This is a genomic window from Micromonospora echinofusca (assembly GCF_900091445.1).
Lineage (GTDB): Bacteria > Actinomycetota > Actinomycetes > Mycobacteriales > Micromonosporaceae > Micromonospora > Micromonospora echinofusca.
In genome coordinates, this window is sequence record NZ_LT607733.1 from 4,031,784 (window position 1) to 4,054,245 (window position 22,462).

At 74.5% G+C, this 22,462-nt stretch carries 24 protein-coding genes and 1 riboswitch; of the genes, 2 read left to right on the plus strand and 22 right to left on the minus strand.

All coding sequences use genetic code 11. The features are described from left to right. Nucleotides 1-14: 14 nt before the first annotated feature. From pheS to rpe, 16 genes are all read right to left on the minus strand, one after another. A complete protein-coding gene (pheS, locus tag GA0070610_RS16940; protein ID WP_089000938.1) occupies nt 15-1,094 on the minus strand; it encodes a phenylalanine--tRNA ligase subunit alpha in 1,080 nt (359 codons plus the stop codon). 219 nt (nt 1,095-1,313) lie between these two features. Next, nucleotides 1,314-2,153 carry a TrmH family RNA methyltransferase gene (locus GA0070610_RS16945; RefSeq protein WP_089000939.1) on the minus strand — a complete coding sequence of 280 codons (840 nt, stop codon included), beginning with the start codon at nt 2,151-2,153 and terminating at the stop codon, nt 1,314-1,316. Nucleotides 2,154-2,185: 32 nt separating this feature from the next. Next, a complete protein-coding gene (rplT, locus tag GA0070610_RS16950; RefSeq protein ID WP_030335718.1) occupies nt 2,186-2,578 on the minus strand; it encodes a 50S ribosomal protein L20 in 393 nt (130 codons plus the stop codon). Nucleotides 2,579-2,609: 31 nt separating this feature from the next. Next, nucleotides 2,610-2,804 carry a 50S ribosomal protein L35 gene (gene rpmI, locus GA0070610_RS16955; RefSeq protein ID WP_007458415.1) on the minus strand — a complete coding sequence of 65 codons (195 nt, stop codon included), beginning with the start codon at nt 2,802-2,804 and terminating at the stop codon, nt 2,610-2,612. 19 nt (nt 2,805-2,823) lie between these two features. After that, nucleotides 2,824-3,447 carry a translation initiation factor IF-3 gene (infC, locus tag GA0070610_RS16960; protein ID WP_089000940.1) on the minus strand — a complete coding sequence of 208 codons (624 nt, stop codon included), beginning with the start codon at nt 3,445-3,447 and terminating at the stop codon, nt 2,824-2,826. A 333-nt stretch (nt 3,448-3,780) separates the two neighbouring features. Continuing rightward, nucleotides 3,781-4,254, minus strand: coding sequence for a PH domain-containing protein (locus GA0070610_RS16965; RefSeq protein ID WP_089000941.1), 474 nt, complete (start codon nt 4,252-4,254; stop codon nt 3,781-3,783). Further along, nucleotides 4,251-5,291: a DMT family transporter gene (locus GA0070610_RS16970; protein ID WP_231925641.1), complete on the minus strand. Its 1,041-nt coding sequence runs from the start codon at nt 5,289-5,291 to the stop codon at nt 4,251-4,253. Before GA0070610_RS16970 ends, GA0070610_RS16965 begins: the two co-directional genes overlap by 4 nt. Beyond that, complete coding sequence (gene hisG, locus GA0070610_RS16975) at nt 5,288-6,133, minus strand: ATP phosphoribosyltransferase (RefSeq protein WP_089000942.1); 846 nt, start codon at nt 6,131-6,133, stop codon at nt 5,288-5,290. Before hisG ends, GA0070610_RS16970 begins: the two co-directional genes overlap by 4 nt. A 45-nt stretch (nt 6,134-6,178) precedes the next feature. Then, on the minus strand, nt 6,179-6,442 hold the full coding sequence (locus tag GA0070610_RS16980; RefSeq protein WP_088947482.1) for a phosphoribosyl-ATP diphosphatase: 264 nt from the start codon (nt 6,440-6,442) through the stop codon (nt 6,179-6,181). Between the two features lie 105 nt (nt 6,443-6,547). Beyond that, nucleotides 6,548-7,045, minus strand: coding sequence for a 6,7-dimethyl-8-ribityllumazine synthase (gene ribH / locus GA0070610_RS16985; RefSeq protein ID WP_089000943.1), 498 nt, complete (start codon nt 7,043-7,045; stop codon nt 6,548-6,550). Nucleotides 7,046-7,047: 2 nt separating this feature from the next. After that, nucleotides 7,048-8,313 (minus strand): bifunctional 3,4-dihydroxy-2-butanone-4-phosphate synthase/GTP cyclohydrolase II, encoded by a 1,266-nt coding sequence (locus tag GA0070610_RS16990; RefSeq protein ID WP_089000944.1) that lies wholly within the window; start codon nt 8,311-8,313, stop codon nt 7,048-7,050. Nucleotides 8,314-8,380: 67 nt separating this feature from the next. Beyond that, nucleotides 8,381-9,079: a nicotinamide riboside transporter PnuC gene (gene pnuC / locus GA0070610_RS16995; RefSeq protein WP_089000945.1), complete on the minus strand. Its 699-nt coding sequence runs from the start codon at nt 9,077-9,079 to the stop codon at nt 8,381-8,383. Continuing rightward, nucleotides 9,079-9,747, minus strand: coding sequence for a riboflavin synthase (locus GA0070610_RS17000; RefSeq protein WP_089000946.1), 669 nt, complete (start codon nt 9,745-9,747; stop codon nt 9,079-9,081). Before GA0070610_RS17000 ends, pnuC begins: the two co-directional genes overlap by 1 nt. A 1-nt stretch (nt 9,748) precedes the next feature. Then, nucleotides 9,749-10,810 (minus strand): bifunctional diaminohydroxyphosphoribosylaminopyrimidine deaminase/5-amino-6-(5-phosphoribosylamino)uracil reductase RibD, encoded by a 1,062-nt coding sequence (gene ribD / locus GA0070610_RS17005; RefSeq protein ID WP_089000947.1) that lies wholly within the window; start codon nt 10,808-10,810, stop codon nt 9,749-9,751. A 159-nt stretch (nt 10,811-10,969) separates the two neighbouring features. Beyond that, a riboswitch (FMN riboswitch) is annotated at nt 10,970-11,144 on the minus strand. An 81-nt stretch (nt 11,145-11,225) separates the two neighbouring features. Continuing rightward, nucleotides 11,226-12,182, minus strand: a complete 957-nt coding sequence (locus GA0070610_RS17010; protein ID WP_089000948.1) for a GGDEF domain-containing response regulator — start codon at nt 12,180-12,182, stop codon at nt 11,226-11,228. Nucleotide 12,183: 1 nt separating this feature from the next. Further along, nucleotides 12,184-12,864, minus strand: coding sequence for a ribulose-phosphate 3-epimerase (gene rpe / locus GA0070610_RS17015; RefSeq protein ID WP_089000949.1), 681 nt, complete (start codon nt 12,862-12,864; stop codon nt 12,184-12,186). Nucleotides 12,865-13,112: 248 nt separating this feature from the next. Here rpe and GA0070610_RS17020 point away from each other — a divergent pair, with 248 nt between their 5' ends. Next, nucleotides 13,113-14,000, plus strand: coding sequence for a septum formation family protein (locus tag GA0070610_RS17020; protein WP_089000950.1), 888 nt, complete (start codon nt 13,113-13,115; stop codon nt 13,998-14,000). A 110-nt stretch (nt 14,001-14,110) separates the two neighbouring features. After that, nucleotides 14,111-15,001, plus strand: coding sequence for a septum formation family protein (locus GA0070610_RS17025; protein WP_089000951.1), 891 nt, complete (start codon nt 14,111-14,113; stop codon nt 14,999-15,001). A 43-nt stretch (nt 15,002-15,044) separates the two neighbouring features. Here GA0070610_RS17025 and GA0070610_RS17030 read toward each other — a convergent pair whose 3' ends face one another. The 6 genes from GA0070610_RS17030 to GA0070610_RS17055 form a co-directional block, all read right to left on the minus strand. Beyond that, entirely contained in the window at nt 15,045-16,784 is a 1,740-nt protein-coding gene (locus tag GA0070610_RS17030; protein WP_089000952.1) for a M28 family peptidase, read from the minus strand. A 130-nt stretch (nt 16,785-16,914) separates the two neighbouring features. Continuing rightward, nucleotides 16,915-18,486, minus strand: a complete 1,572-nt coding sequence (locus tag GA0070610_RS17035) for an RsmB/NOP family class I SAM-dependent RNA methyltransferase (protein ID WP_231925649.1) — start codon at nt 18,484-18,486, stop codon at nt 16,915-16,917. Beyond that, nucleotides 18,483-19,409: a methionyl-tRNA formyltransferase gene (gene fmt, locus GA0070610_RS17040; protein WP_089000953.1), complete on the minus strand. Its 927-nt coding sequence runs from the start codon at nt 19,407-19,409 to the stop codon at nt 18,483-18,485. Before fmt ends, GA0070610_RS17035 begins: the two co-directional genes overlap by 4 nt. 4 nt (nt 19,410-19,413) lie before the next feature. Then, a complete protein-coding gene (gene def / locus GA0070610_RS17045; protein ID WP_089000954.1) occupies nt 19,414-19,974 on the minus strand; it encodes a peptide deformylase in 561 nt (186 codons plus the stop codon). A 42-nt stretch (nt 19,975-20,016) separates the two neighbouring features. Beyond that, nucleotides 20,017-21,288 carry a cytochrome P450 gene (locus GA0070610_RS17050; protein ID WP_089000955.1) on the minus strand — a complete coding sequence of 424 codons (1,272 nt, stop codon included), beginning with the start codon at nt 21,286-21,288 and terminating at the stop codon, nt 20,017-20,019. Nucleotides 21,289-21,434: 146 nt separating this feature from the next. Further along, nucleotides 21,435-22,418 carry an AAA family ATPase gene (locus GA0070610_RS17055; RefSeq protein ID WP_089000956.1) on the minus strand — a complete coding sequence of 328 codons (984 nt, stop codon included), beginning with the start codon at nt 22,416-22,418 and terminating at the stop codon, nt 21,435-21,437. Between the last annotated feature and the right edge of the window lie 44 nt (nt 22,419-22,462).

Sequence of the window (22,462 nt, forward strand, 5' to 3'; positions counted from 1 at the left end):
CGTACCCGCATCGCCTACGCCCCGACCCCGAACGCGCGGGTGAACCGCACGTCGCCCTCGGCCATGTCCCGCATGTCGCTGACCCCGTGCCGGAACATCACCGTCCGGTCGATGCCCATGCCGAACGCGAATCCGGAGTAGACCTCGGGGTCGATGCCGCAGGCGCGCAGCACCCGCGGGTTGACCATGCCGCAGCCGCCCCACTCGACCCAGCGCGGGCCGTCGCGGTGCTCGGGGAACCAGACGTCGAACTCGGCGGACGGCTCGGTGAACGGGAAGTAGTGCGGCCGGAAGCGGGTCTTCGCGCCCGCGCCGAACATCGCCCGGGCGAAGTGGTCCAGGGTGCCGCGCAGGTGCGCCATGGTGATGCCCCGGTCGACCACGAGGCCCTCCACCTGGTGGAAGACCGGCGCGTGGGTGGCGTCCAGCTCGTCGGTGCGGTAGACCCGGCCCGGCACGATCACGTAGATCGGCGGCTTGCGGGTCAGCATGGTGCGCGCCTGCACCGGCGAGGTGTGCGTACGCAGCACCAGGCCGGAGCCCTCCGTGCCCTCCGGCGGCGCGACGTGGAAGGTGTCCATCAGGCCGCGCGCCGGGTGGTCGGCGGGGATGTTGAGGGCGTCGAAGTTGGTCCACTCCAACTCGACCTCGGGCCCCTCGGCCACCTCGTAGCCCATGCCGACGAACAGGTCGCTGACCTGCTCCATCAGCGTGCTGATCGGGTGCCGGGCACCGCGGGGCCGCCGGTCGTTCGGCAGCGTCACGTCGACGCGCTCCTCCACCAGCACCCGCTGCGCCTGCTCCCGGTCCAGCACCTCCTGGCGGGCGGCGTACGCGGCCTCGACGGCGCGGCGGGCCTCGTTGACCCGCTTGCCGGCGTCGGACTTCGCGGCCGGCGGCAGCGCGCCGATCTCGCGGCGGGCCAGCGAGATCGGCGACCGGTCGCCGAGGTGCGCCGGGCGCAGCGCGGTCAGCGCGTCGGGGTCGGCGGCCTCGGCGAACGCCTTCTCGGCGGCGGCGACGGCCTCGGCCAGGGCGGCCGGGTCGAGCAGGGCGACCTGCTTCGGATCGTACGGATCGTTGCGGTAGCTCATGACGTACGGGCACTCCCTCACGGCGGCGCCAGCCCTCACTCAGGCGGCGAAGCGAGTCTACGGACGCGCGGCTGTGCCGCAGCCCGCCGGTGGGAGTTGTGCGGGGAGCAGGTCAGGCCCGCCGCCCGCCGACACCGGCGGGCTGGCTAAACGAACGCCGTGGCGCGTTCATGGGCGGACGCTCTCCTCTGCTGGACGGCTCGCGGGACCGGCGACCGGTCACCGCTGCGCTCTCGCTGAAGCGTACAGGCAGACCGCGGCGGCCGCAGCCAGGTTCAGGCTCTCGGCGCGCCCGTGCAGGGGTACCCGGACCCGGGCGTCGGCGGCGGCGGTGAGCGCCTCGGGCAGGCCGTGCGCCTCGGAGCCGAAGAGCCACGCGGTGGGGGCGGCCAGCCGCCCCTCGTCGGCCAGGTCGTCGAGGTCGTCCTCGCCGTAGCCGGTGGTGGCGAGGACGGTGAGCCCGGCGGCGCGCAGCGCCGCGACGACCTCCACCGGGTCGGGGGCGCGGACCACGTCGACGTGGAAGAGGCTGCCGGCCGAGGCCCGCACGCACTTGCCGTTGTACGGGTCGACGGCCTCACCGGCGAAGACGACCGCGCTGGCGCCCGCGGCGTCGGCGGTGCGCAGCACGGTGCCGGCATTGCCCGGGTCACGGATCCCGGCGAGCACCGCCACCAGGCGGGGCCCGTCGGCCAGGGCCCGCTCCAGGGGCACGTCGAGGTGCCGGCAGACGGCGACGAGGCCCTGCGGGGCCACGGTCTCGGCCAGCGCGGCGAGCGCCTCGTCGGTCGCCTCGGAGACGGGCACGTCGGCGCGGGCCGCGACGGCGGCCAGGTCGGCGTGGCGGTCCAGGGCGGCGGGCGTACCGAAGAGTTCGGTGACCACCCCCGGGCGGGCCAGGGCCTCGCGGACCGCCTGCGGCCCCTCGGCCAGGAAGCGGCCGGCGGCCTCGCGGTCCCGGCGGCGCTGCAACCGTCGGGCGGCGACCACCCGCGGCGTACGCGGGGTGAAGGGGCCGGAGACAGCGTCGAGGCGTCTCCCGCGCGATGGTGACTGCATGGGAGACGCCTCGATCTGCTGGTGCGCGGGGATCAGGCGGCCTGGGCCGCCGCGCCGCCGGTGCCCTCGGCCGCGACCGCGGCCCGGGCCAGCTCGACGATCGCCGCGAAGGCGGCAGCGTCGTTGACGGCCAGGTCGGCCAGGATCTTGCGGTCGACCTCGATGCCGGCCAGGCGCAGGCCCTGGATCAGGCGGTTGTAGGTCATCCCGTTGGCGCGGGCGCCCGCGTTGATCCGCTGGATCCACAGCTGCCGGAAGTCGCCCTTGCGGTCGCGACGGTCCCGGTAGGCGTACTGCATCGAGTGCAGCACCTGCTCCTTGGCCTTGCGGTAGAGGCGGGAGCGCTGACCGCGGTAGCCGCTCGCGGTCTCCAGCAGGGTACGGCGCTTCTTCTGGGCGTTCACAGCCCGCTTGACGCGTGCCATCTCAACTCCTAGTTACGTAAGGTGGCGCGCGTCAGCGGCCGAGCAGCTTCTTGATGCGCTTGACGTCGGCCTTGGCCAGCACCACGGTGCCGGTCAGCCGACGGGTCTGGGTGGAGGGCTTCTTCTCCAGGTTGTGCCGGAGGCCGGCCTGCTGGGCAACGATCTTGCCCTTGCCGGTCACCTTGACCCGCTTGCCCATCCCCGTGTGGCTCTTCATCTTCGGCATGTGGAACGTCTCTCCCCTGTTACTCGCCGCTGTTGTCGGCGACTGTGCCGGTGTCACCGGCCGCTGCGGGCTCGCCGGCCGGGGCGCCCTCGGCGTCCCGCTCCCTCGGCCCGCCTCGGGTGGCCGTGGCGGCGACCGCTGCGGCCTTGGTGGCGCGGTGCGGCGCGAGCACCATGATCATGTTTCGACCGTCCTGCTTGGGAGCGGCCTCGACGTACCCCAGCTCCGAGATCTCCGACTCGAGCCGGCGCAGGAGCCGGTAACCCAGCTCCGGGCGGCTCTGCTCGCGACCGCGGAACATGATCGTCACCTTGACCTTGTCGCCGGCCTTCAGGAACCGCACCACGTGACCCTTCTTGGTCTCGTAGTCGTGCGGGTCGATCTTCGGCCGGAGCTTCATCTCCTTGATGACGGTCTGCTGCTGGTTACGCCGCGCTTCGCGCGCCTTGAGTGCGCTCTCGTACTTGAACTTGCCGAAGTCCATGAGCTTGCACACCGGCGGGCGCGCCATCGGCGCAACCTCGACCAGGTCCAGGTCGACGTCCGCGGCCAGCTGAAGGGCGCGCTCCAGCGGGACGATGCCCACCTGCTCACCCTCGGGGCCGACCAGTCGGACCTCACGTGCCCGGATCTGCTCGTTCACGCGTGGTTCGACGCTGATGGGGCCTCCTCGAGTCAAAATCTCTGCGTGGCCGACCCCGCGGCTCCCGGGTGGGAGCCGACCTGGAAAGCAGAAGGCCCCGGCGCATGCCAGGGCCCGCTCGACCGGTCGGCACGATCACATGATCGCGCATCCGGTGCCGGGACGTGCCCGGAACCGGTGACCGGACCCGGCCACCGTGGTGGCGACTCGGGTGGGAGCAGGCGCTCCTCTTTCAAGGCTGTCGTGCATGGCGCGACTGCGCACACGCGGGACAGCCTGGTCGACTTGCCCACACTACACCCTCACCGGGGCGAGCACCCACCCGGCACCCGGTCAGCGGCCGGTGGCGCCCTCGGCGAGCCGGGCCTGGTGCGCCTGGTGCAGCCGGCGCAGGGCGCGGACCCCTTCCACGGCCCGCTCCTTGTCGGCGGCCTGGAGTGCGACAATCGGCAGCAGGTCGTCGTCGTGCAGCTCCAGGCTGGCCCACGGCGCGCCCCGGTCGAAGCGGACGCCCCGGACGACCTCCCACGGCAGCTCGTACGAGCCGACGAGATTGCGGACACGCACGCCCCGCGCGGTCGCGTCGACCCGGGGGCGGGTGAAGATCAGGAGGGCGAGCGCGCCCAGGATGCCGAGCCCGACCATCGCGATCTGGTCGCCGCGCTGGAAGCTGCCGTAGCCGTTGCCGGTCGCGCCGCTCAGCGTCGTCGCCAACAGGCTGAACACCACGAACAGCACGGCTGCGGAGACCCAGCAGACCAGCCGGACGCGGTGCGGACGGAGGTGGACGGACTCGGTTTCGCTCACCCCACCAGTCTGCCACCCGCACCCGGCCGCTCCCGCGCCGCCACACGTTCCACAGGCGGGGCGGCCTTCCCGGGACCCCGCCGACCGCGCCCCCGGCCGGCGACCAGGGCCGCCGTCAGGGTGAGCAGCGCCCCGGCGAGCACCGGCAGCCGCAGGCCGGGGCCGCCCGGCAGCAGCGCGTCCAGCAGCAGGGCGCCGCCCAGCTGGCCGGCGACCAGGGCGAGCCCGGTCCGCAGCACGCCGACCACCGGGACCCCGACCAGCAGGGCCGCCACGATGACGACGCCGAGCAGGCCGCCGGTGTAGAGGTACCAGTCGCCCGGCCAGGTCGGGCGCGGCCCGGTGAGGGCCCCGGCCAGCGCCGCGACCAGCAGTACGACGGGCGTGGCCGTAGCGAAGTTGACCACCATCCCGGCGGCGGCAGAGCTGGCGGCGGAGACGCGTGCGTTCAGCGCGGACTGGAGCGCGACGCCCAGCCCGCCGGCCACGGCGAGCAGGACCAGACCGAGGGCGAGGTCGCCGACGGGCTGGCCGAGCTGGGCCAGCGTCACGGCCGCCACGCCGAGCAGCGCCCCGGCCACCCGTGCCCGGGTGAGCGCCAGCCGTCCCACGGGTGCCAGCCCGGCCCGGTCGACGGCCAGCCCGCCGAGGCTGCCGCCGGCGACCTGGGCGATGGTGAAGACCGCCACCCCGAGCACCGGCACGATGTACGCGCCGGCCAGCACGATCGCCGCCCCGCCGAGCCCGCCCAGGTACGTCCACCAGGGCAGCCGGGCCCGGCGTAGCGCGGCGAGGCCGGTGCGGGCCGACGGCAACGCCAGCACCCCGAGGCCCACCAGCAGGGCCCCGCCGAGGTTGTTGACCACCGCGCCGAGGGTCGCGTTGCCGGCCCGCTCGCCCAGCTCGGCGTTGGCCGCGCCCTGGGCCGCCGAGGCGACGCCGGCGAGGGTGACCAGGGTCAGCGCCGCCCACGGCGGCAGGGCGCGCGACACCGCCGACGGCGCCGCGGCGCCCGCCGCCGTGGGCGGGTGGCTCACAGCCGGCAGGCGTGGATGTTGGTGACCAGGATCGCGCGGGCGCCGAGCTCGTACAGCTCGTCCATGATCCGGTGCACGTCGTCGCGGAGCACCATCGCCTGCACCGCCACCCAGCCCTCGCGGTGCAGCGGCGAGACGGTCGGCGACTCGATGCCCGGGGTCAGCGAGCTGGCCCGGTCGAGCAGGCCGGCGGGCACGTCGTAGGCGAGCATCACGTAGCGGCGGGCGACCAGCACCCCGTGCAGCCGGCGCAGCAGCTGCGCGGACTGCGGGTGGCTCTCGGCGGCGGCGCGGCGCACCAGCACCGCCGACGAGCGCAGCAGCGGCTCGCCGAAGACCACCAGGCCGGCCTGGCGCAGCGTGGCGCCCGTCTCCACCACGTCCGCGACCACGTCGGCGACGCCGAGGCGTACGGCGTTCTCCACCGCGCCGTCGAGGCGGATCACCTCGGCCTCGAGCCCCAGCTCCGTGAGGTGCCGCTCGACCAGCCCCGGGTACGCGGTGGCGATGCGGTGCCCGCCCAGCTCCCGCACCGAGGCGATGTCGTCGGGGCGGGCGGCGAAGCGGAAGGTGGCCCGGCCGAAGGCGAGGTCGACGACCTCCTCGGCGGGGGCGCCGGAGTCGATCAGCAGGTCCCGGCCGGTGATGCCCAGGTCCAGGTCGCCGGAGCCGACGTAGGTAGCGATGTCCTTCGGGCGCAGGTAGAAGAACTCGACGTCGTTCGCCTCGTCGCGGCAGACGAGGTCCTTCGGGTCGGTGCGCTGACGGTAGCCCGCCTCGCGCAGCATCTGGGCGGCCGGCTCGGCCAGGGTGCCCTTGTTGGGGATGGCGACACGCAGCATGACGGAGTGCTCCTTCGATCGAAACTGATCAACGACGGGGCGCACTCACAGATGTCGGTAGACGTCCTTCAGGTCGAGACCGCTGGCCAGCATCAGCACCTGGACCTGGTAGAGCAGCTGGGAGATCTCCTCCGCCGTACGCTCCGGTCCCTCGTGCTCGGCGGCCATCCACGACTCGGCCGCCTCCTCGACGACCTTCTTGCCGATGAAGTGCACGCCCTTCTCGAGCGCGGCGACCGTGCCCGAGCCGGGGGTGCCCGCAGCGGCCTTGGCCTGCAGCTCGGCGAACAACTCCTCGAACGTCTTCACGCCGCGATTCTTCCAGCCGCCCCGACGACCCCGGTGCGCCGGGTAGGGGCCCCGTTCACCGACCGGGAACGCCGCACGGCGGTGCGTCCCCGGTCGGGCGCGGGATCAGCCGCCGAAGCCGACCCGGTGGCCGTTGCCGGCGAGGTCGCGGATCGTCAGCGCGGCGTCCAGGGCGGCGACGGTGGCCGACCAGCCCTTGTCCTCCGCCGAGCCGGGCAGCCCGGCGCGGTCCCGGGCCTGCGCGAGGGTGTCGACGGTCAGCACGCCGTGCGCGACCGGCTTGCCCTCGTCCAGCGCCACCCGGGTCAGCCCGTCCGTCACGGACCGGCAGACGTAGTCGAAGTGGGCCGTGGCGCCCCGCACCACCACACCGAGGGCGACCACGACGTCGCAGCGCCGCGCGAGGGCCTGGGCCACCACCGGCAGCTCGACCGAGCCGGCCACCCGTGCGGTGACCGCCCGGGCCCCGCACGCCTCGGCGGCGGCGACCGCCCGGTCGAGCATGTGGTCGGTCAGCTCGCCGTGCCAGCGGGCCGCGACCACGCCGACGGTCATCCCGGCGGCGTCGACCGCCGTCACTCCCGGTTCACCGAAACCCGCCACGCCTACGCTCCGATCTCGTCGCCGAGGACGGGGCGGCCCATGGGTGCCTCGGTCACCTCGTCCAGCTCGTCCAGCAGGTGTCCCATCCGGTCCCGCTTGGTGCGCAGGTAGCGCACGTTCTCCGGGTGCGGGCGCACCGGCAGCCCCTCGCGGCCGGTGACGGTCAGCCCGTAGCCCTCCAGCCCGGCGCGCTTGGCCGGGTTGTTGGTGAGCAACCGCATCGAGCGCACCCCGATGTCGTAGAGGATCTGCGCGCCGGTGCCGTAGTCGCGGGCGTCGGCCGGCAGGCCCAGGTCGAGGTTGGCGTCGACCGTGTCGCGGCCCTGGTCCTGGAGCTGGTACGCCTGGAGCTTGTGCAGCAGGCCGATGCCGCGCCCCTCGTGGCCGCGTACGTAGAGCACCACGCCCCGCCCTTCCCGGGCGACCCGGTCCAGGGCGGCGTCGAGCTGCGGGCCGCAGTCGCAGCGCACCGAGCCGAACACGTCGCCGGTGAGGCACTCGGAGTGCACCCGCACCAGCACGTCGCGCCCGTCGCCGATCTCACCCGCGACCAGGGCGACGTGCTCGGCCGAGTCGTGCTCGCTGCGGTAACCCAGGGCCCGGAACACGCCGTGGCGGGTGGGCATCCGGGCGTCGGCGACCAGCTCGACCTGCTTCTCGGTGCGCCGCCGGTACGCGACGAGGTCGGCGATCGTGATCAGGGTCAGCGAGTGCTCGGCGCAGAACTTCTCCAGGTCCGGCACCCGCATCATGGTGCCGTCGTCGTTGACCAGCTCGCAGAGCACGCCGGCGGGGCGCAGCCCGGCCAGCCGGGTCAGGTCGACGGCGGCCTCGGTGTGCCCGGGCCGGCGCAGCACGCCGCCCTCGCGGGCCCGCAGCGGCACCACGTGCCCGGGGCGGGCCAGGTCGGCCGGGCCGGTGCCGGGGTCGGCGAGCAGCCGGATGGTGTGCGCCCGGTCGGCGGCGGAGATGCCGGTGCTGACGCCCTCGCGGGCGTCGACGGTCACCGTGTAGGCGGTGCCGCGCCGGTCCTGGTTGGTGTGGTGCTGCGGCGGCAGGTCCAGCCGGTCGCACTCGCTCTCGGTCAGCGGCGCGCAGATGTAGCCCGACGTGTGGCGCACCATGAACGCGAGCAGCTCCGTCGTCGCCAGCTCGGCGGCGAAGATCAGGTCGCCCTCGTTCTCCCGGTCGGCGTCGTCGACCACGACGACGGGCCGGCCGGCGGCGATGTCGGCCACCGCCTGCTCGATGCTCGCGAAGATGGTCATGCCGGCACTCCGCTCCGCCGCGTGCCGCCGTGAGGCAGCACCGCCCCGTGCCCGATGATTCGCTCGCTCATGCCACGGCCTCCGAGTAGGTCGACGGGATCGGGGCGGGCGCCGGGCGGGCGACCCGAGAGGTGCGCCACCAGGCCACCAGGCCCCAGGCGCAGAAGGCGCCGTAGACGAGGTACATGGCCGCCGAGGGGTAGAAGCCGCCGCGCAGCAGCAGCGGCACGCCGACCGCGTCGACGGCGATCCAGATGAGCCAGAAGTCCACCCAGCCGCGCGCCATCCCGTACGTGGCGAGCAGGCTGCCGGTGAGGATCCAGGCGTCCGGCAGCGGCCCCCAGGAGCCGAGGGCGGCGAGCACCGGGTACGCCGCGGCGGTGCCGATCACGGCCGCGAGCAGCAGGCCCAGCCGTTCCCGGCCGGTGGCCCAGCGGGGCGCCACCGCGCTCCGGTCGCCGTCGACGCCCCGGCGGCGGTGCTGCGACCAACGCCACCAGCCGTAGACGCTGACCGAGAAGAAGAAGACCTGCCGGCCGGCCTGCCCGTAGAGGTCGTGCGCCTGCGGGGTGGCGAAGACGCCGCCCAGGAAGACGGTGAACAGCAACGCGTTGCCGATCATGCCGACGGGCCAGGCCCAGACCAGCCGGCGCAGGCCGAACACCGCCGAAGCCAGCCCGAAGCCGTTGCCGACGATCTCGCGGACCAGCACCGGCGAGCCGGCGACGTCGACCTGCGCGTCGAGCAGCCAGCCGAGCGGGCCCATCAGGCCGCTCCGCCCGGCAGCCCGGCGACCGGCAGCCCGCCGGGCGGGTCGGCGTCGGGGACGGCGGGCCCGGCCAGCCGGGCGCCCAGCAGTCGCTCGACGTACTTGGCGAGCACGTCCACCTCGAGGTTGACCGGGTCGCCGACACGGCGGGCGCCGAGGGTGGTCAGCTTCAGCGTGGTGGGGATCAGCCCGACCGCGAACCAGTCCTCCCCGACCCCGGCGACGGTCAGCGAGACGCCGTCGACCGTGATCGAGCCCTTCTCCACCACGTACCGGGACAGGGCGGCAGGCAGCCGGAACCGGACGGTCTCCCACTGCGCGGCCGGCTCGCGGGCGACGACCTCGCCGACGCCGTCGACGTGCCCCTGCACGAGGTGCCCGCCGAGGCGGCTGCCCAGCGCGGCGGCCCGCTCCAGGTTGACCGGGTCGCCGGCGCGCAGCGCGCCCAGCGCGCTGCGGCGCAGGGTCTCCCCCATCACGTCCGCGGTGAAGGTCCCGTTCTCGACGTCGACCACGGTCAGGCAGACGCCGTTGACCGCGATCGAATCGCCGTGCCGGGCGTCCGAGGTGACCAGCGGGCCGCGGACGGCGACCAGCGCCGAGTCCCCCGCCGTCTCGGTGACGCGGACGACCTCACCCAACTCCTCGACGATGCCGGTGAACATGTCAGCCCTCCCTCTTCCGGGGCAGCGCGGTGATCCGCAGGTCGGGTCCGACCTGCGTGACGTCGACGTACTCCAGGTCGATGGCCTCGGCGATGGTGGTCACGCCGGCGTCGACGAGGGCGGTCGGGCCGGCGCCGAGCAGCCGGGGCGCCACGTAGCCGACGATCTTGTCGACGAGGCCTGCGGCCAGGAAGGCGCCGGCCAGCTTCGGACCGCCCTCCAGCAGCGCGGCGCGGACCCCGCGCCCGTGCAGCGCGGCGAGCAGCGCCGGCAGGTCGACGCGGCCGTCGGGGCCGGCGCCGACCTCCGCGGCGGTGGCGATCCAGGTGCGGGCCGCGCCGTCGCGGACCCGGGCGTCGGCCGGCGTACGCCCCTCGGTGTCCACCACCACCCGCAGCGGCTGCCGGATGGCGAGCGTGCCGTCGCGCAGGTTGCGGGCGGTGAGCCGGGGGTCGTCGGCGAGGACCGTGCCCACCCCGGCGAGGACCGCGTCGACGGTGCCGCGCAGCGCGTGCACGTCCATCCGGGCGGCCTCGGAGGTGATCCACATGCTGGTGCCGTCGGCCGCCGCCGACCTGCCGTCCAGCGTCGCGGCGAACTTCCAGATGACGTACGGCCAGCCGCGGCGCATCGAGGTGAGCCAGGCGATGTTGCCGGCCTCCGCCTCGCAGGCGCGTACCCCCGTGTCGACCTGGACCCCGGCGGCGCGCAGCGTGGCGGCGCCCCCGGTGGCCAGCGGGTTGGGGTCGGGCACGGCGATGACGACGCGGGCCACGCCGGCCCGCACGAGCGCGGTGCTGCAGGGGCCGGTGCGGCCGGTGTGGTCGCAGGGTTCCAGGGTGACCACGGCGGTGCCGCCGCGGGCCCGCTCCCCGGCCTGGGCGAGCGCGACGATCTCGGCGTGCGGCCCGCCGGCGTAGGCGTGGAACCCCTCGCCGACCACCTGCCCGTCCGCGTCGAGCAGCACGCAGCCGACCACCGGGTTGGGGCTGGTCGTGCCGAGACCGCGCGCGGCGAGTTCCACCGCGCGACGCATCGCCTCGTCGACGGAGACGCCGGCCATGCCCTGCCCTCTCACTCGCCGGTCGACGCGCGGGCGGTGACGGGAGGCAACGGCATGGGGCCGCGAGCGTGCGGCGGCGGAGATCCGGGTACGGCGGAGCCGCCCCGGGGGGCGCGCACGGCACGCTGAACTCAGCGGCCGGGCAGGCCCGTCCGTCCCGCGCGCTGTCTCCCATCCGGACTGTCTGGGGGCGGGGGTTGCCCGCTCCCAACCGTCGGCCCCGGATTCTCACCAGGTCCACCGGGCGGCACGAGGCCGACCGGGTCGCGGGCTTACCACGGTCACGCCGTGGATCACCGCCGGTTCGGAATTACACCGAGTCCCGCCAGCGCGTGGTGGGTACACGGGAAGTGTTACACGCCGCACGGGGGGTCGCGCCACCCGGGCGGTGCACTTCACAGCAACAGCGCACGAATCAGGTAACGCCGCGCCGCCGGTCCACCGCCACGTACGAGCCGGGCTGGCTCTTGGCCACGGTCTTCATCTCGGAGGCGACGGCGATCGCCTCCAGCGGGTTGGTGAAGCGCTTGCCGGAGTCGGAGAGGCAGACGCCGATCGAGAGGGTGACCAGGGCGGCCCGCCGGATGTTGCCCCGGCGGTCCTTCAGCTCCACGTAGCCGCGCGCGGCGTCCACGGGGTCGTAGAGCGAGTCGGCGGCCTTCTCGAAGTCGGTGGAGACCCGGGAGGTGAGCGGCCGGACCTGCTCCGGCGCGCAGACGATGACGAAGTCGTCCCCGCCGACGTGCCCGAGGAAGGCCGGCGGCAGCCCCACCGAGACCACCGCCCGGTGCAGGCTGCGGGCCAGGGCGGAGATGAAGTCGTCGCCCCGGACGAAGCCGTAGCGGTCGTTGACGCTCTTGAACCGGTCGATGTCGATGTAGCCGACGGCGTAGTCGACCCCGCTGCGGACCCGGTCGGAGATCTCCCGGCGGATCCGGCTGTTTCCGGGCAGCCCGGTCAGCGGCGAGACCTCGCGGAACTCCTTGTTGCGGCGCAGCGTGGAGCTGACCCGGGCGACCAGCTCGGCGGTGTCGAAGGGCTTGACCAGGTAGTCGTCGGCGCCGGCGCTGAGCCCGTGCACCTTGTCCACCGTCATGCCCTTGGCGGTCAGCATGATCACCGGCAGTGCCGAGGTCATCGGGTCGGCCCGCAGCCGCCGGGTCAGCTCCAACCCGTCGATGCGCGGCATCATCAGGTCGACCACCGCCAGGTCGGGGCGCTGGCGCTCGATGACCTCGAGCGCCTCCTGCCCGTCGCTGGCGTGGATCACCTCGAAGCCGTGCAGGCGGAGGTTGAACTCGACGAAGCGCGCGATGTCCTCGTCGTCGTCGACGACGAGGATCACGTCCTGGCGGTCGTCGGCGGGTTCCACCTCAGGCCCCGGAGGCGGCGCGTTCCGCGAGCGCCCGCAGCTTCCGCACGGCCTCGGCCGGGTCGTCGGCGCCGTAGACCGCGGTGCCGGCGACGAAGGCGTCGGCCCCCGCCTCGGACGCCTGGGCGATGGTGTCGGCGGCGATGCCGCCGTCGACCTCGATGCGCAGTTCGAGGTGGCCGGCGTCGACGTGCCGGCGGGCCGTACGCACCTTGTCGAGCAGTTGCGGGATGAACCGCTGCCCGCCGAAGCCGGCCTTGATCGTCATGATCAGCAGCGTGTCGAAGCTCGGCAGCAGCTCCAGGTAGGGCTCGATCGGGGTGTCCCGGTCGATCGCCAGCCCGGCCTTGGCACCGGCCGAGCGCAGGTCCTTGGCCAGGGCCACCGGGTCGTCGCACGCCTCGGCGTGGAACGTCACGTTGTACGCCCCGGCGTCGGCGTACCCGGGCGCCCACCGGCGCGGATCCTCGATCATCAGGTGCACGTCGAAGGGCAGCTCGGTGGCGGCCCGCAGGCTCTGCACCACGGGCAGCCCGATGGTCAGGTTGGGCACGAAGTGGTTGTCCATGACATCCACGTGCAGCCAGTCCGCGGCGTTCTCGACGGCGCGGACCTCTTCGGCGAGACGGGCGAAATCGGCGGCGAGGATGCTGGGCGCGACGATCGGCGGCGGTACGGTCACCGGGCCAGTGTACGAACGCGGCCGACGGCCGCCCGCAGCGCGCCACCACCCGGGACACCCGGTGACCCGACGGTGACCAGTGGTGCAGAATTGGCCCTCCCGGTGCGGCGAAACCGGACGAAGGGCCATCCGTGACTGGCCGAACGACGGAAACGCGGCAAGACTCCATCAGGGACGGTGACGTGAGCCGCACGCCCGCGCGGTGCCCCGGCGGCGGTCGACGCGTCAGCTCCCGGAAAGGGCGGACGATGCGACGGTGGCTCGCGGCGCTGGCGCTGGCCGGCACCCTGACGGTCCTGCTGTCCGGGTGCGTACGACCGGGCGGCTCCGACGGCGACCTCACCGACGACTGGCCGGCGCTGCGGGCGCCGCAGCTGTTCGTGCCGGCCACGGACGCCTGCCTGCCCCGGATCACCGCCGTCGTGCAGGCGCGCACCTACGAGGCGGTGGACTGCTCCCGCAGCCACCTGGCCGAGACCGTGCACGTCGGCAGGTTCGCCGGGCCGACCGCCGACGGCGACCGGCCCGAACCGGGATCCGCCGCCCTGCGTCCCGCCCGCGCCGAGTGCGACCAGCGCGCCCGCGAGGTGCTCGGCGGCGACTGGCACGCCGCCCGCATCACCCTGACGGTCGCGCTGCCCGCCACCTCGGCCTGGCGCGGGGGCGCCCGCTGGTTCCGGTGCGACCTGAGCGAGACCGGCAGCATCGACAACACCCGGCCGGTGAACCGCACGGGCAGCCTGCGGGGCGCGATGATCGGCGACTCCCCGCTGCTGCACCGCTGCTTCGACCCCAAGCTGATCGGCGACAACCTGAACTACATGGCCCCGGTGCTGTGCACCGAGCCGCACCGCGCCGAGTTCGTCGGCGTCTACGTGGAGCGGGACATGAGCTGGGCCGAGTTCGGCCGGTCCCACCAGCGGGCGCACACCCGCTGCATGGCGCTCATCGCCGCCTTCGCCGAGGTGCCCAACAACAGCGACCTGCCGTACCGGGCCGGTTCGATCTTCTATCCGCCCTCGCGGCGGGAGTGGCAGGAGGGCGACCGCGGGGTGCGGTGCTTCCTGTGGAGCGACGACCGGAAGCTGACCCGCTCCATGCGGGGCGCGGGTCCGCAAGGGTTGCCCGCGAGCTGAGCGGGGGTGCCGTATGCTGCCGCACCGTGGCGTGTCCGGCCGCCCGCGCGCCGGTGGGACCGCCGCGACGGCCGCCGCCGGGTGCGGCCCACGGACGGCGGGAGGTCGGGATGCGACGGTGGTGGACGGCGGCCACGGTCGGCGCGGTGGCGGCCCTGGCGCTCACGGCCTGCGCCACCCCGGCCGGCACCGACCGTGACCTGACCGACGACTGGCCGGCGCCGGCCGCGCCGCAGGCGTTCGTCCCCGCCGCCGGGGTCTGCCACTCCGGTGTGCAGGACGTCGGCTACCTCTCCGCCTACCGCCCCGTCGACTGCGCGCTGCCGCACCGCACGGAGACCGTGCACGTCGGCACGCTGACCGGCGCGGGAGCCGAGCGCGCCACGCCCCCGCCGGCCGGCTCGGCCGGCGTGCGGGCCGCCCGCGCCGAGTGCGACACGAAGGTCAGGGCGGTGCTCGGCGGCGACTGGCGCTCCGGGCGGCTCGGGCTCACCGTGGTGCTGCCGTCGCCGCAGGCGTGGGGTGGCGGCGCCCGCTGGTTCCGCTGCGACCTGAGCGAACAGACCAGCCTCGACGAGGCCGGCGCGAAGGACCGGACGGGCAGCCTGAAGGGCGCGCTGACCGGCGCCGCCCCCCTCGCCCACCGCTGCTTCAACCCGAAGACGCGCGGCGACGAGGTCCGCGAGATGGTGCCGGTGGCCTGCACCAGCAGGCACCGTGCCGAGTTCGTCGGCGTCTGGCAGGCCCCCGACACCAGCTACGACGCCTTCAGCCGCGACACCCGCAAGGTGCACCGGGCGTGCCGGACGCTGATCGCGAAGTACGCCAGGGTGCCGGACAACGGCGACCTCCAGTACCGGGCCGGCTCGATCTACTACCACCCCTTCGAACGGGAGTGGCGCAACGGCAACCGGGGCGTGCAGTGCTTCCTGTGGGTCAGCGACCGCCACCTCACCAGGTCGGTCAAGGGCGCCGGCACGAAGGGCCTGCCGGTCACCTGAGCGGGGCGGTCAGCGTCGCCGACCGCCCCGACCCCTGTGGTGGTCAGCTCGCCTGGAGCGTCACGTCGTCGATGACGAAGCTGGTCTGCAACGAGGCGTCCTCGGTGCCGGTGAACTTCAGCGTCACCGTCTGCCCCGCGTACCCCGCCACGTTGAACGACCGCTGGGTGTAACCCGCCGCCGCGTTCAGGTTCGAGTACGTCGCCAGGGTGGCCGTGCCCACCTGCACCACCAACCGGTCGTACGCGGTGCTCGTGGTCGTCTCCGCCGTGTCGACGTGCAGCCAGAAGGACAGCGTGTAGCTCGCGCAGCCCGCCGGGATCGTCACCGACTGCGACAACGTGTCGGTGCGCGTCGAGCCGTACCCCACCAGCCACGCCTTGTACGAGCCGGTCCGCGCCGGCTGGTCGGCGTCGTTGGTGATGACGCCCGACGACGCCGTCCACGGCGACGACCCGCTCTCGAACCCGCCGTTGCCGATGAGCTGCCCACCGGCGCACCCGCCGCCGCCACCGACGGTCAGGGTGTAGCTGGCCGAACGCGAGACGCCGCCGGAGCCTGCGCCCCTGACCGTGACGGAGTAGGTGCCCACCGCGGCCGAGGCCGACGCGCTCAGCGTCATGGTGGCGGAGCCGCCGGAGGTGACCGAGGACGGGCTGAACGACGCGGTGACGCCCGCCGGAAGGCCGGTCGCCGACAGGCCGACCGTCTGGGCCGTGCCGGCGGTGGTGGCCGTGGAGACCGTCGCCGTGGTCGACGCGCCGCGCTGCACCGAGCCCGACGCCGGGCTCACCGCGACGGAGAAGTCGTTGGTCGCCGAGCCCACGGCGGTCTGCCAGATGGCGTACGCGATCCCGTCGGCGCTGCGGTTGAGCACCGTGGCGCTGACGTTCGAGGTGGTGTCGCAGGAGCGGTGGTAGCACGGGTCGTACGCCGAGCCGGAGGTGCCACCCCACTTGGCGGCCTGCGCCGAGGTCTTGCGGGCGCTGGCGCCCGCGGCGTACCCGGAGGTCTGGATGCCGGCCTGCGCGAACGGGTAGTCGTCGGAACGGCCCTGGCCCTCGACGTTCTCCTCCGGCTGGATGTTCAGCGAGTCCCAGTACGCCTTCAGCGGAGCGGCCGTGGCGGAGGTGATCCGGTTGATGAAGTAACCGCCGTTGACGGAGCCGATCATGTCGAAGTTGTAGTAGCCCTTGATGTAGCCCCGCTGGGTGGCGCTCAGCGAGCGGACGTAGAAGTCCGAACCGTTGAGGCCCTGCTCCTCGTCGGTCCACCAGGCGAACCGGACCCGCTTGGTCATCGTCGGGTTCTGCTGGGCCAGCACCAGCGCGTTCTCCAGCAGCGCCGACGAGCCGGTGGCGTTGTCGTTGATGCCCGGGCCGGCGGAGACGCCGTCGAGGTGCGAGCCGAACATGACGACCTGGTCGGCGGGCCCGCCCGGCCACTCGGCGATCAGGTTGTTCGACCGGTAGGTGCAGTCGGTGCAGACCTGCTCCGTCACCGTGTAGCCGGCGGCCTGGAGCCTCGTCTTGACGTACGCCACGGAGGCCGTGTAGCCGGCGCTGCCGGCACGCCGGTTGCCGCCGTTCTGGGTGGCGATGGTCTGGAACTGCGCAAGGTGGGCCTGAACGTTGGCCACCGCGATGTCCGGCGCGGCCAGGGCCTGCGCGGCGGGCGCGAGCACGCCGGCGGCCGGGGCCGCCGACGCCGGCGCGACAGCCGTCGCCACGCCGCCGGTGAGGACGGCGAGCGCTAGCCCAGCGGTCAGGATTCTTCGCTTCATGGACACTCCTCGATAAGTGGTGGCCTGATCATGCCATCGAGGAGTGCGAATGGGCGATAGGCCCGGGCGGGCAGATCCGAGTCCACCCGCCCGGGCGCCACCCGCGAAGGGCCGGCCCTGAGCCGCCCGCTCAGGTGCGACGCAGCATCGCCAGGAACATCGCGTCGGTGCCGTGCCGGTGCGGCCACAACTGCACCGTCGGCCCGTCGCCGAGACCGGGCATCCCCGCCGGCAGCAGCGGCCGGGCGTCGACGAAGTCGACGGGCACCCCGGAGCGGCGGGCCGCCTCGGTCACCGTCACGTGCGTCTCCACCGTGTGCGGGGAGCACGTCACGTAGGCGACCAGCCCGCCCGGACGGGCCGCGCGCAGCGCCGCGGCCAGCAGCTCGCGCTGCAACCGGGTCAGCGGCGGCAGGTCCGAGGGCTGGCGCCGCCACCGGGACTCCGGCCGGCGGCGCAGCGACCCCAGCCCCGTGCAGGGCGCGTCGACGAGCACCCGGTCGAAGTGTCCCTCCGGCAGCTTCGGGTCCGCGCCGACGGTGCGGCCGTCGGTGTGCAGCACGGTCACCGGCAGGCCCCGGGTGGCCTGCTCGACCAGCCGGGCCCGGTGCTCGGAGACCTCGACCGCGGTCAGTCGCGCGTCGCGCTGGGCGGCGAGGGCGCCGAGCAGGCCGGACTTGCCGCCCGGGCCGGCGCACAGGTCCAGCCAGCGCCCGTCCGGGCCGTCGAGCGGAGCCACCGCGAGGGCGTTGGCCACCAGTTGGGAGCCCTCGTCCTGCACGTGGGCACGGCCCTGCGCGAGCGCCGGCACGTCGCCGGGCGCCCCGCCGGAGAGATAGACGGCGTACGGCGAGAAGGCCCCCGGTGCGCCGCCGACCTCGTCGGCCAGCTCCGCCGGGTCGGCCAGCCCGGGCCGCGCGCACAGGTGCACGGGCGGACGCTCGTTGTCCTCGATCAGCAGCCGGGTCGTCTCGCCGAGGTCGCCACCGAGCGCCTCGGCGAAGGCCCGCACGATCCACTGCGGATGGCTGTACGTCAGGGCGAGGTGCCCGATCGGATCGCTCTCGGCCGACGGGGCCAGCTTGGCCACCCAGGCGTCGGCGTCCCGGCCGGCGACCTCGCGCAGCACCGCGTTGGCGAAGCCCGTCGCGCCGGCACCCACCGACTTGACCAGGTCGACGGTCGAGGAGACCGCGGCGTGCGCCGGCACCCGCGTGTGCAGGAGCTGGTAGGCACCCAGCCGCAGCGCGTCGCGTACCGGCGGGTCGATGCGCTGCACGTCGCGCCCGGCGGCGTCGCCGAGGATGGCGTCGAGGGTGCCGAGGCGGCGCAGCGTGCCGTAGGTCAGCTCGGTGGCGAAGGCGGCGTCGCGGCCGACCAGTCCCGCGTCGCGCAGCAGCGACGGGAGCACCAGGTTGGCGTACGCGTCGTCGCGGTGCACCGCCGCGACCGCCTCGTAGGCCACCTGGCGCGGCAGGTCCACCGTCGGCCGGGCCATGGGGCGCCGGCCGCCGTCACGGCGGTCACCGCCGGACCGGGCGCCCCACGGGCCGCCCCGCGCCGGCCGCTCGCCACGCTGGCCGCCCGAGGGACGCTGGTCGCGCCCGCCGGACCGCTCGTCGCGTCGTCCACCGTCGAAGCGCTCGTCGCGTCGCTCGGCGGCGAAGCGGTCACCCGAGGGCCGTTCCGATGGGCCGGTCACGCGAGCTCCTCCCCCGCGGCGACCCGGACGCCCCGCGCCCAGTCGGTCGCCGGCATCGCCCGCTTGCCCGCCGCCCGGACCTCGCCGAGCCGCACCGGGGTGGTCGCCGTGCCGGCCAGCACCCGCGACTTCTCCACCAGCAGCTCACCCGGCTTCAGCTCCGGGCCGTCGGGCACCGGGGTGACCGGGCCCAGCTTGACGCGCTCGCCCCGGAACGTCGTCCACGGGCCGGGCGCCGGGGTGCAGGCCCGCACCCGCCGGTCGACCGCGAAGGCGGGGTCGGACCAGCGCACCCGGGCATCCTCCACGGTCAGCTTCGGCGCCAGCGACACCCCGTCGGCGGGCTGCGGCTCGGCCCGGGCGGTGCCGTCGTCGATCGCGTCGAGGACAGCCACCAGCAGGCCGGCGCCGGAGTGCGCCAGCCGCTCCAGCAGGTCGCCGGACGTGTCGGCGGGACGGATCTCGTCCGTCAGCGTGCCGTAGACCGGGCCGGTGTCCAGCCCCTCCTCCAGTTGGAACACGCTCGCCCCGGTCAGCTCGTCGCCGTGCAGCACGGCGTGCTGCACGGGCGCGGCACCGCGCCAGGCGGGCAGCAGCGAGAAGTGCAGGTTGATCCACCCGTGGCGGGGGATCTCCAGGGCCGCCGGCGGCACCAGCGCACCGTAGGCGACCACGGGGACGCAGTCGGGGGCCAGCTCGCGCAGCCGGTCCTGGAACTCCGGCTCGCGCGGCCGGGCGGGGGTCAGCACCTCGACCCCGTGCTCGTCGGCCCACGCCCCCACCGGGGAACGGGCCAGCCCGCGACCGCGCCCCGCGGGGGCGTCCGGCCGGGTGACCACGGCGACGAGTTCGTGCCGGGAGGCCGCCACGGCGGCCAGGGCGGGGACGGCGACGGCCGGCGTGCCGGCGAAGATCACGCGCACGGGCTCACCGACCCAGGCCGAAGGGGCTGCCGGAGGCGTGCGGGTTGAGCTTGACCGTCGGCGGGGCGCCCGGGTCGTACCACTCCGCCTGGCGGATCGCCTTCATCGCCTCCTTGCGTCCGGCCGGGTCCAGCCGGTCCACGAAGAGCACCCCGTCGAGGTGGTCGGTCTCGTGCTGCACGCAGCGCGCCATCAGGCCGGTGCCGACGATCTGCATCGGGTCGCCGTAGCCGTTGAAGCCCTTGGCGACCACGTTCTGCCGGCGCTTGGTGTCGAAGTAGAGCCCGGGGATGGACAGGCAGCCCTCGGGGCCGTCCTGCTCCTCGGCGTCGGGAAACTCCAGCACCGGGTTGACCAGGTGGCCGACCACGTCGTCGACGTCGAAGGTGAACACCCGCAGGCCCACACCGAGCTGCGGCGCGGCGAGGCCGGCGCCGTTCTGCTCACGCATCGTGTCGGTCAGGTCGGCGATGAGCTTGCGCAGCTCGACGTCGAAGTCGACCACCGGGTCGGCCGGCGTGCGCAGCACCGGATCTCCGAACAGACGGATGGGCTGGACGGTCACTCGGCATTGCTCCTTCGGCGGGCGGACTGCTGCCGTACCAGTCTACGGAGTGCCGCCGGCCGCCCCGGCCGGCGTACCGTCACGCGGCGCGGGCGGCGGGGTGTCGATGGTCACCGGCAGGCTCTCGTAGCCGCGCAGGACCAGCCTGGACCGGTGCCGCGGCGGGGCGACGAGGGCCAGCCCGGGCAGCCGGCGCAGCAGCTGTGGGAAGGCGACCTGCGCCTCCAGCCGGGCGAGGCCGGCGCCGAGGCAGAAGTGCGGGCCGGCGCCGAAGGACAGCGGGTGGCTCTGGGCCCGCCACGGGTCGAAGCGCTCCGGCTCGGGGTAGCGCCGGGGGTCCCGGTTGGCGGCGGCGAGCAGCAGCAGCACCCAGCCGTCGGTGGGCACCTCGACGCCGCCCACGGTGACCGGCGCGCTGGCCAGCCGGGTGGTGAGCTGCACCGGCGGGTCGTAGCGGAGCAGCTCCTCGACGTACGCCGGGGCGAGCTGCGGGTGCCCGCGCAACGCGTCGGCCGCGCGCGGGTGCGCCAGCAGCACCGCCAGGCCGTTGCCGAGCAGGTTGGTGGTCGTCTCGAAGCCGGCGACCAGCAGCACCACCAGGTTGGCCAGCAGCTCGTCGCCGGAGAGCCGCTCGCCGTCGGTGTCGTGCACCCGCACCAGCGCGGTGGTCAGGTCGTCGGCCGGGGCGCGCCGACGGGCCGCGACCAGCTCGGCGAAGTAGTCGCGCAGCTCGACCGCGCCCCGGTCGGCCACGGCCAGCTCCTCCGGCGTGATCACCGGCTCCAGCACCCCGGTCAGGTCGGCCGCCCAGCGCCGGAACAGCGGCCGGTCTGCCGCCGGTACGCCGAGCAGCGCGCAGATCACCCCGACCGGCAGCGGGTAGGCGAACTCGGCCAGGAAGTCGACGGGCTCGCCGCCGTCGCCCCGCCGCAGCATGGCGTCGATCAGCTCGTCGGCCTGGGCCGCCACCACGTCGCGCATCGCGGCGATCCGGCGCGGGGTGAAGGCGCCCGCCGCGAGCCGGCGCATCCGGCTGTGGTCGGGCGGGTTGGTGCGCAGCATCGACCGGGAGATCGACGCGATGGCGGGGCTGTCCCGCCAGCCAGGCAGGAACCGGTCGCGCAGCGCGTCGTCGAGCACCCCGAGCCGGGGATCGCGGAGCAACTCGTCGGCCTCGGCGTAACCGGTCACCGCGAACATGGCCGGGCCGGCCTGGACCACCGGCCCGAAGGCGCGCAGCCGCTCGTACGCCGGGTAGGGGTCGATCCGGCCCTGCGGCGACATGAGCAGCGCGACGGTGTCGGCGGCGTCCATGGTCGGCCTCCCGTCCGTAGCCGAGAGACCCATCATGCCCCCGACGGCCGCATCCGGCTGTCCTGTGCGGCGCGGGCGGGGCACGGGCGCCGGCACCCACCTCCCCACCCGGGGCGGCGCGGGGTGGCGCGGGGTGGCGCGGGGGCTCAGACGCCGGTGCCCGGCTCCCCGGCCAGGACCGCGTCGCCGCCGAGCAGGGCGTGCTCGGGCAGCGGCAGCTCGATGGAGTGGGCGGCCTCCCAGTCGTGGATCAGGCCGGGGCGCGCCTGGGCGGCGAAGTAGTCCACCGCGCTCATCCCGCCGACCACCGGCTCGTCCACCTCGGCGACGAGCAGCGCCGGCACCAGGTGGAAGCCGCTCTGCAGGGCGGCGCTGAGGCGGCGGTGCCCGTCGACGACGAAGAAGTACTCGCCGGTGTAGCCGATCCGCAGGGGATCCAGCGCCTCGTCGCCGGCGGCGGCCACCTCGCCGACGAACTCCGAGTCCCACAGGTCGCGCAGGTGGGCGATGTCCTCGGTCGGGTAGACGCGGGCCGGGTCGAGCAGCAGCAGCGGCGGCGCGTCGCGCAGCACGTCCGCGCACAGCCGGCCCTCGTACGCGTCGATGATGTGCTCGATGACCTCGGCGGCCGAGGCACGGGTGGTGTCGCAGACCAGGTCGTAGTTGCGCAGCCGGGCCTTGTCCACGCCGTAGCGGACGATGAACCGGCCCCGCTCGCTCTCGCTGCGCTCGCGCAGCTTGGCCTTGGCCTCCTCCATCGAGGCGTAGCTCTCGGCCGGGCCGGAGGGGCGGTCCAGCACCCGGCGGGCCGCCTCGCCCGGCTCGGTGATCATGTGCACCTTGAGCGCGTCGGTGAAGAAGTGCCAGGCCAGCCGGGAGTCCATGACCAGCCGCTCGCCCGAGGCCGCGATGTCGCGCTGGAGCTGGTCGACGTAGCCGTCGACGGCCTGGTCCAGCTCCGCGTGCAGGTTGAGCTGGAGGGCGGTCATCTGCCGCTCCTGCGCCATCTGCCGGTAGAGGTCGCCGACGCTGACCCGGCGCAGGCCGAGCCGCTCGGCGATCTTCACGGAGACGGTGCTCTTGCCGCTGCCGAGGTCACCATTGAAGACGATCGACTGACGAACGGTCACGACTGGTCCACCCCTGCTCACCGGCTGTTTGGCATCATCGACAT

What these genes read in the sequence shown, in the direction of transcription:
- ribD (WP_089000947.1), bottom strand. Translation starts at nt 10,810, where the DNA reads ATGGCCGGCGTCTCCGTCGACGAGGCGATGCGTCGCGCGGTGGAACTC.
- GA0070610_RS17000 (WP_089000946.1), bottom strand. Translation starts at nt 9,747, where the DNA reads ATGTTCACCGGCATCGTCGAGGAGTTGGGTGAGGTCGTCCGCGTCACC.
- GA0070610_RS17030 (WP_089000952.1), bottom strand. Translation starts at nt 16,784, where the DNA reads ATGAAGCGAAGAATCCTGACCGCTGGGCTAGCGCTCGCCGTCCTCACC.
- GA0070610_RS17050 (WP_089000955.1), bottom strand. Translation starts at nt 21,288, where the DNA reads ATGGACGCCGCCGACACCGTCGCGCTGCTCATGTCGCCGCAGGGCCGG.
- rpmI (WP_007458415.1), bottom strand. Translation starts at nt 2,804, where the DNA reads ATGCCGAAGATGAAGAGCCACACGGGGATGGGCAAGCGGGTCAAGGTG.
- pnuC (WP_089000945.1), bottom strand. Translation starts at nt 9,079, where the DNA reads ATGGGCCCGCTCGGCTGGCTGCTCGACGCGCAGGTCGACGTCGCCGGC.
- GA0070610_RS16945 (WP_089000939.1), bottom strand. Translation starts at nt 2,153, where the DNA reads ATGCAGTCACCATCGCGCGGGAGACGCCTCGACGCTGTCTCCGGCCCC.
- GA0070610_RS17020 (WP_089000950.1), top strand. Translation starts at nt 13,113, where the DNA reads ATGCGACGGTGGCTCGCGGCGCTGGCGCTGGCCGGCACCCTGACGGTC.
- GA0070610_RS16990 (WP_089000944.1), bottom strand. Translation starts at nt 8,313, where the DNA reads ATGACCATCTTCGCGAGCATCGAGCAGGCGGTGGCCGACATCGCCGCC.
- hisG (WP_089000942.1), bottom strand. Translation starts at nt 6,133, where the DNA reads ATGCTGCGTGTCGCCATCCCCAACAAGGGCACCCTGGCCGAGCCGGCC.
- pheS (WP_089000938.1), bottom strand. Translation starts at nt 1,094, where the DNA reads ATGAGCTACCGCAACGATCCGTACGATCCGAAGCAGGTCGCCCTGCTC.
- rplT (WP_030335718.1), bottom strand. Translation starts at nt 2,578, where the DNA reads ATGGCACGCGTCAAGCGGGCTGTGAACGCCCAGAAGAAGCGCCGTACC.
- GA0070610_RS17025 (WP_089000951.1), top strand. Translation starts at nt 14,111, where the DNA reads ATGCGACGGTGGTGGACGGCGGCCACGGTCGGCGCGGTGGCGGCCCTG.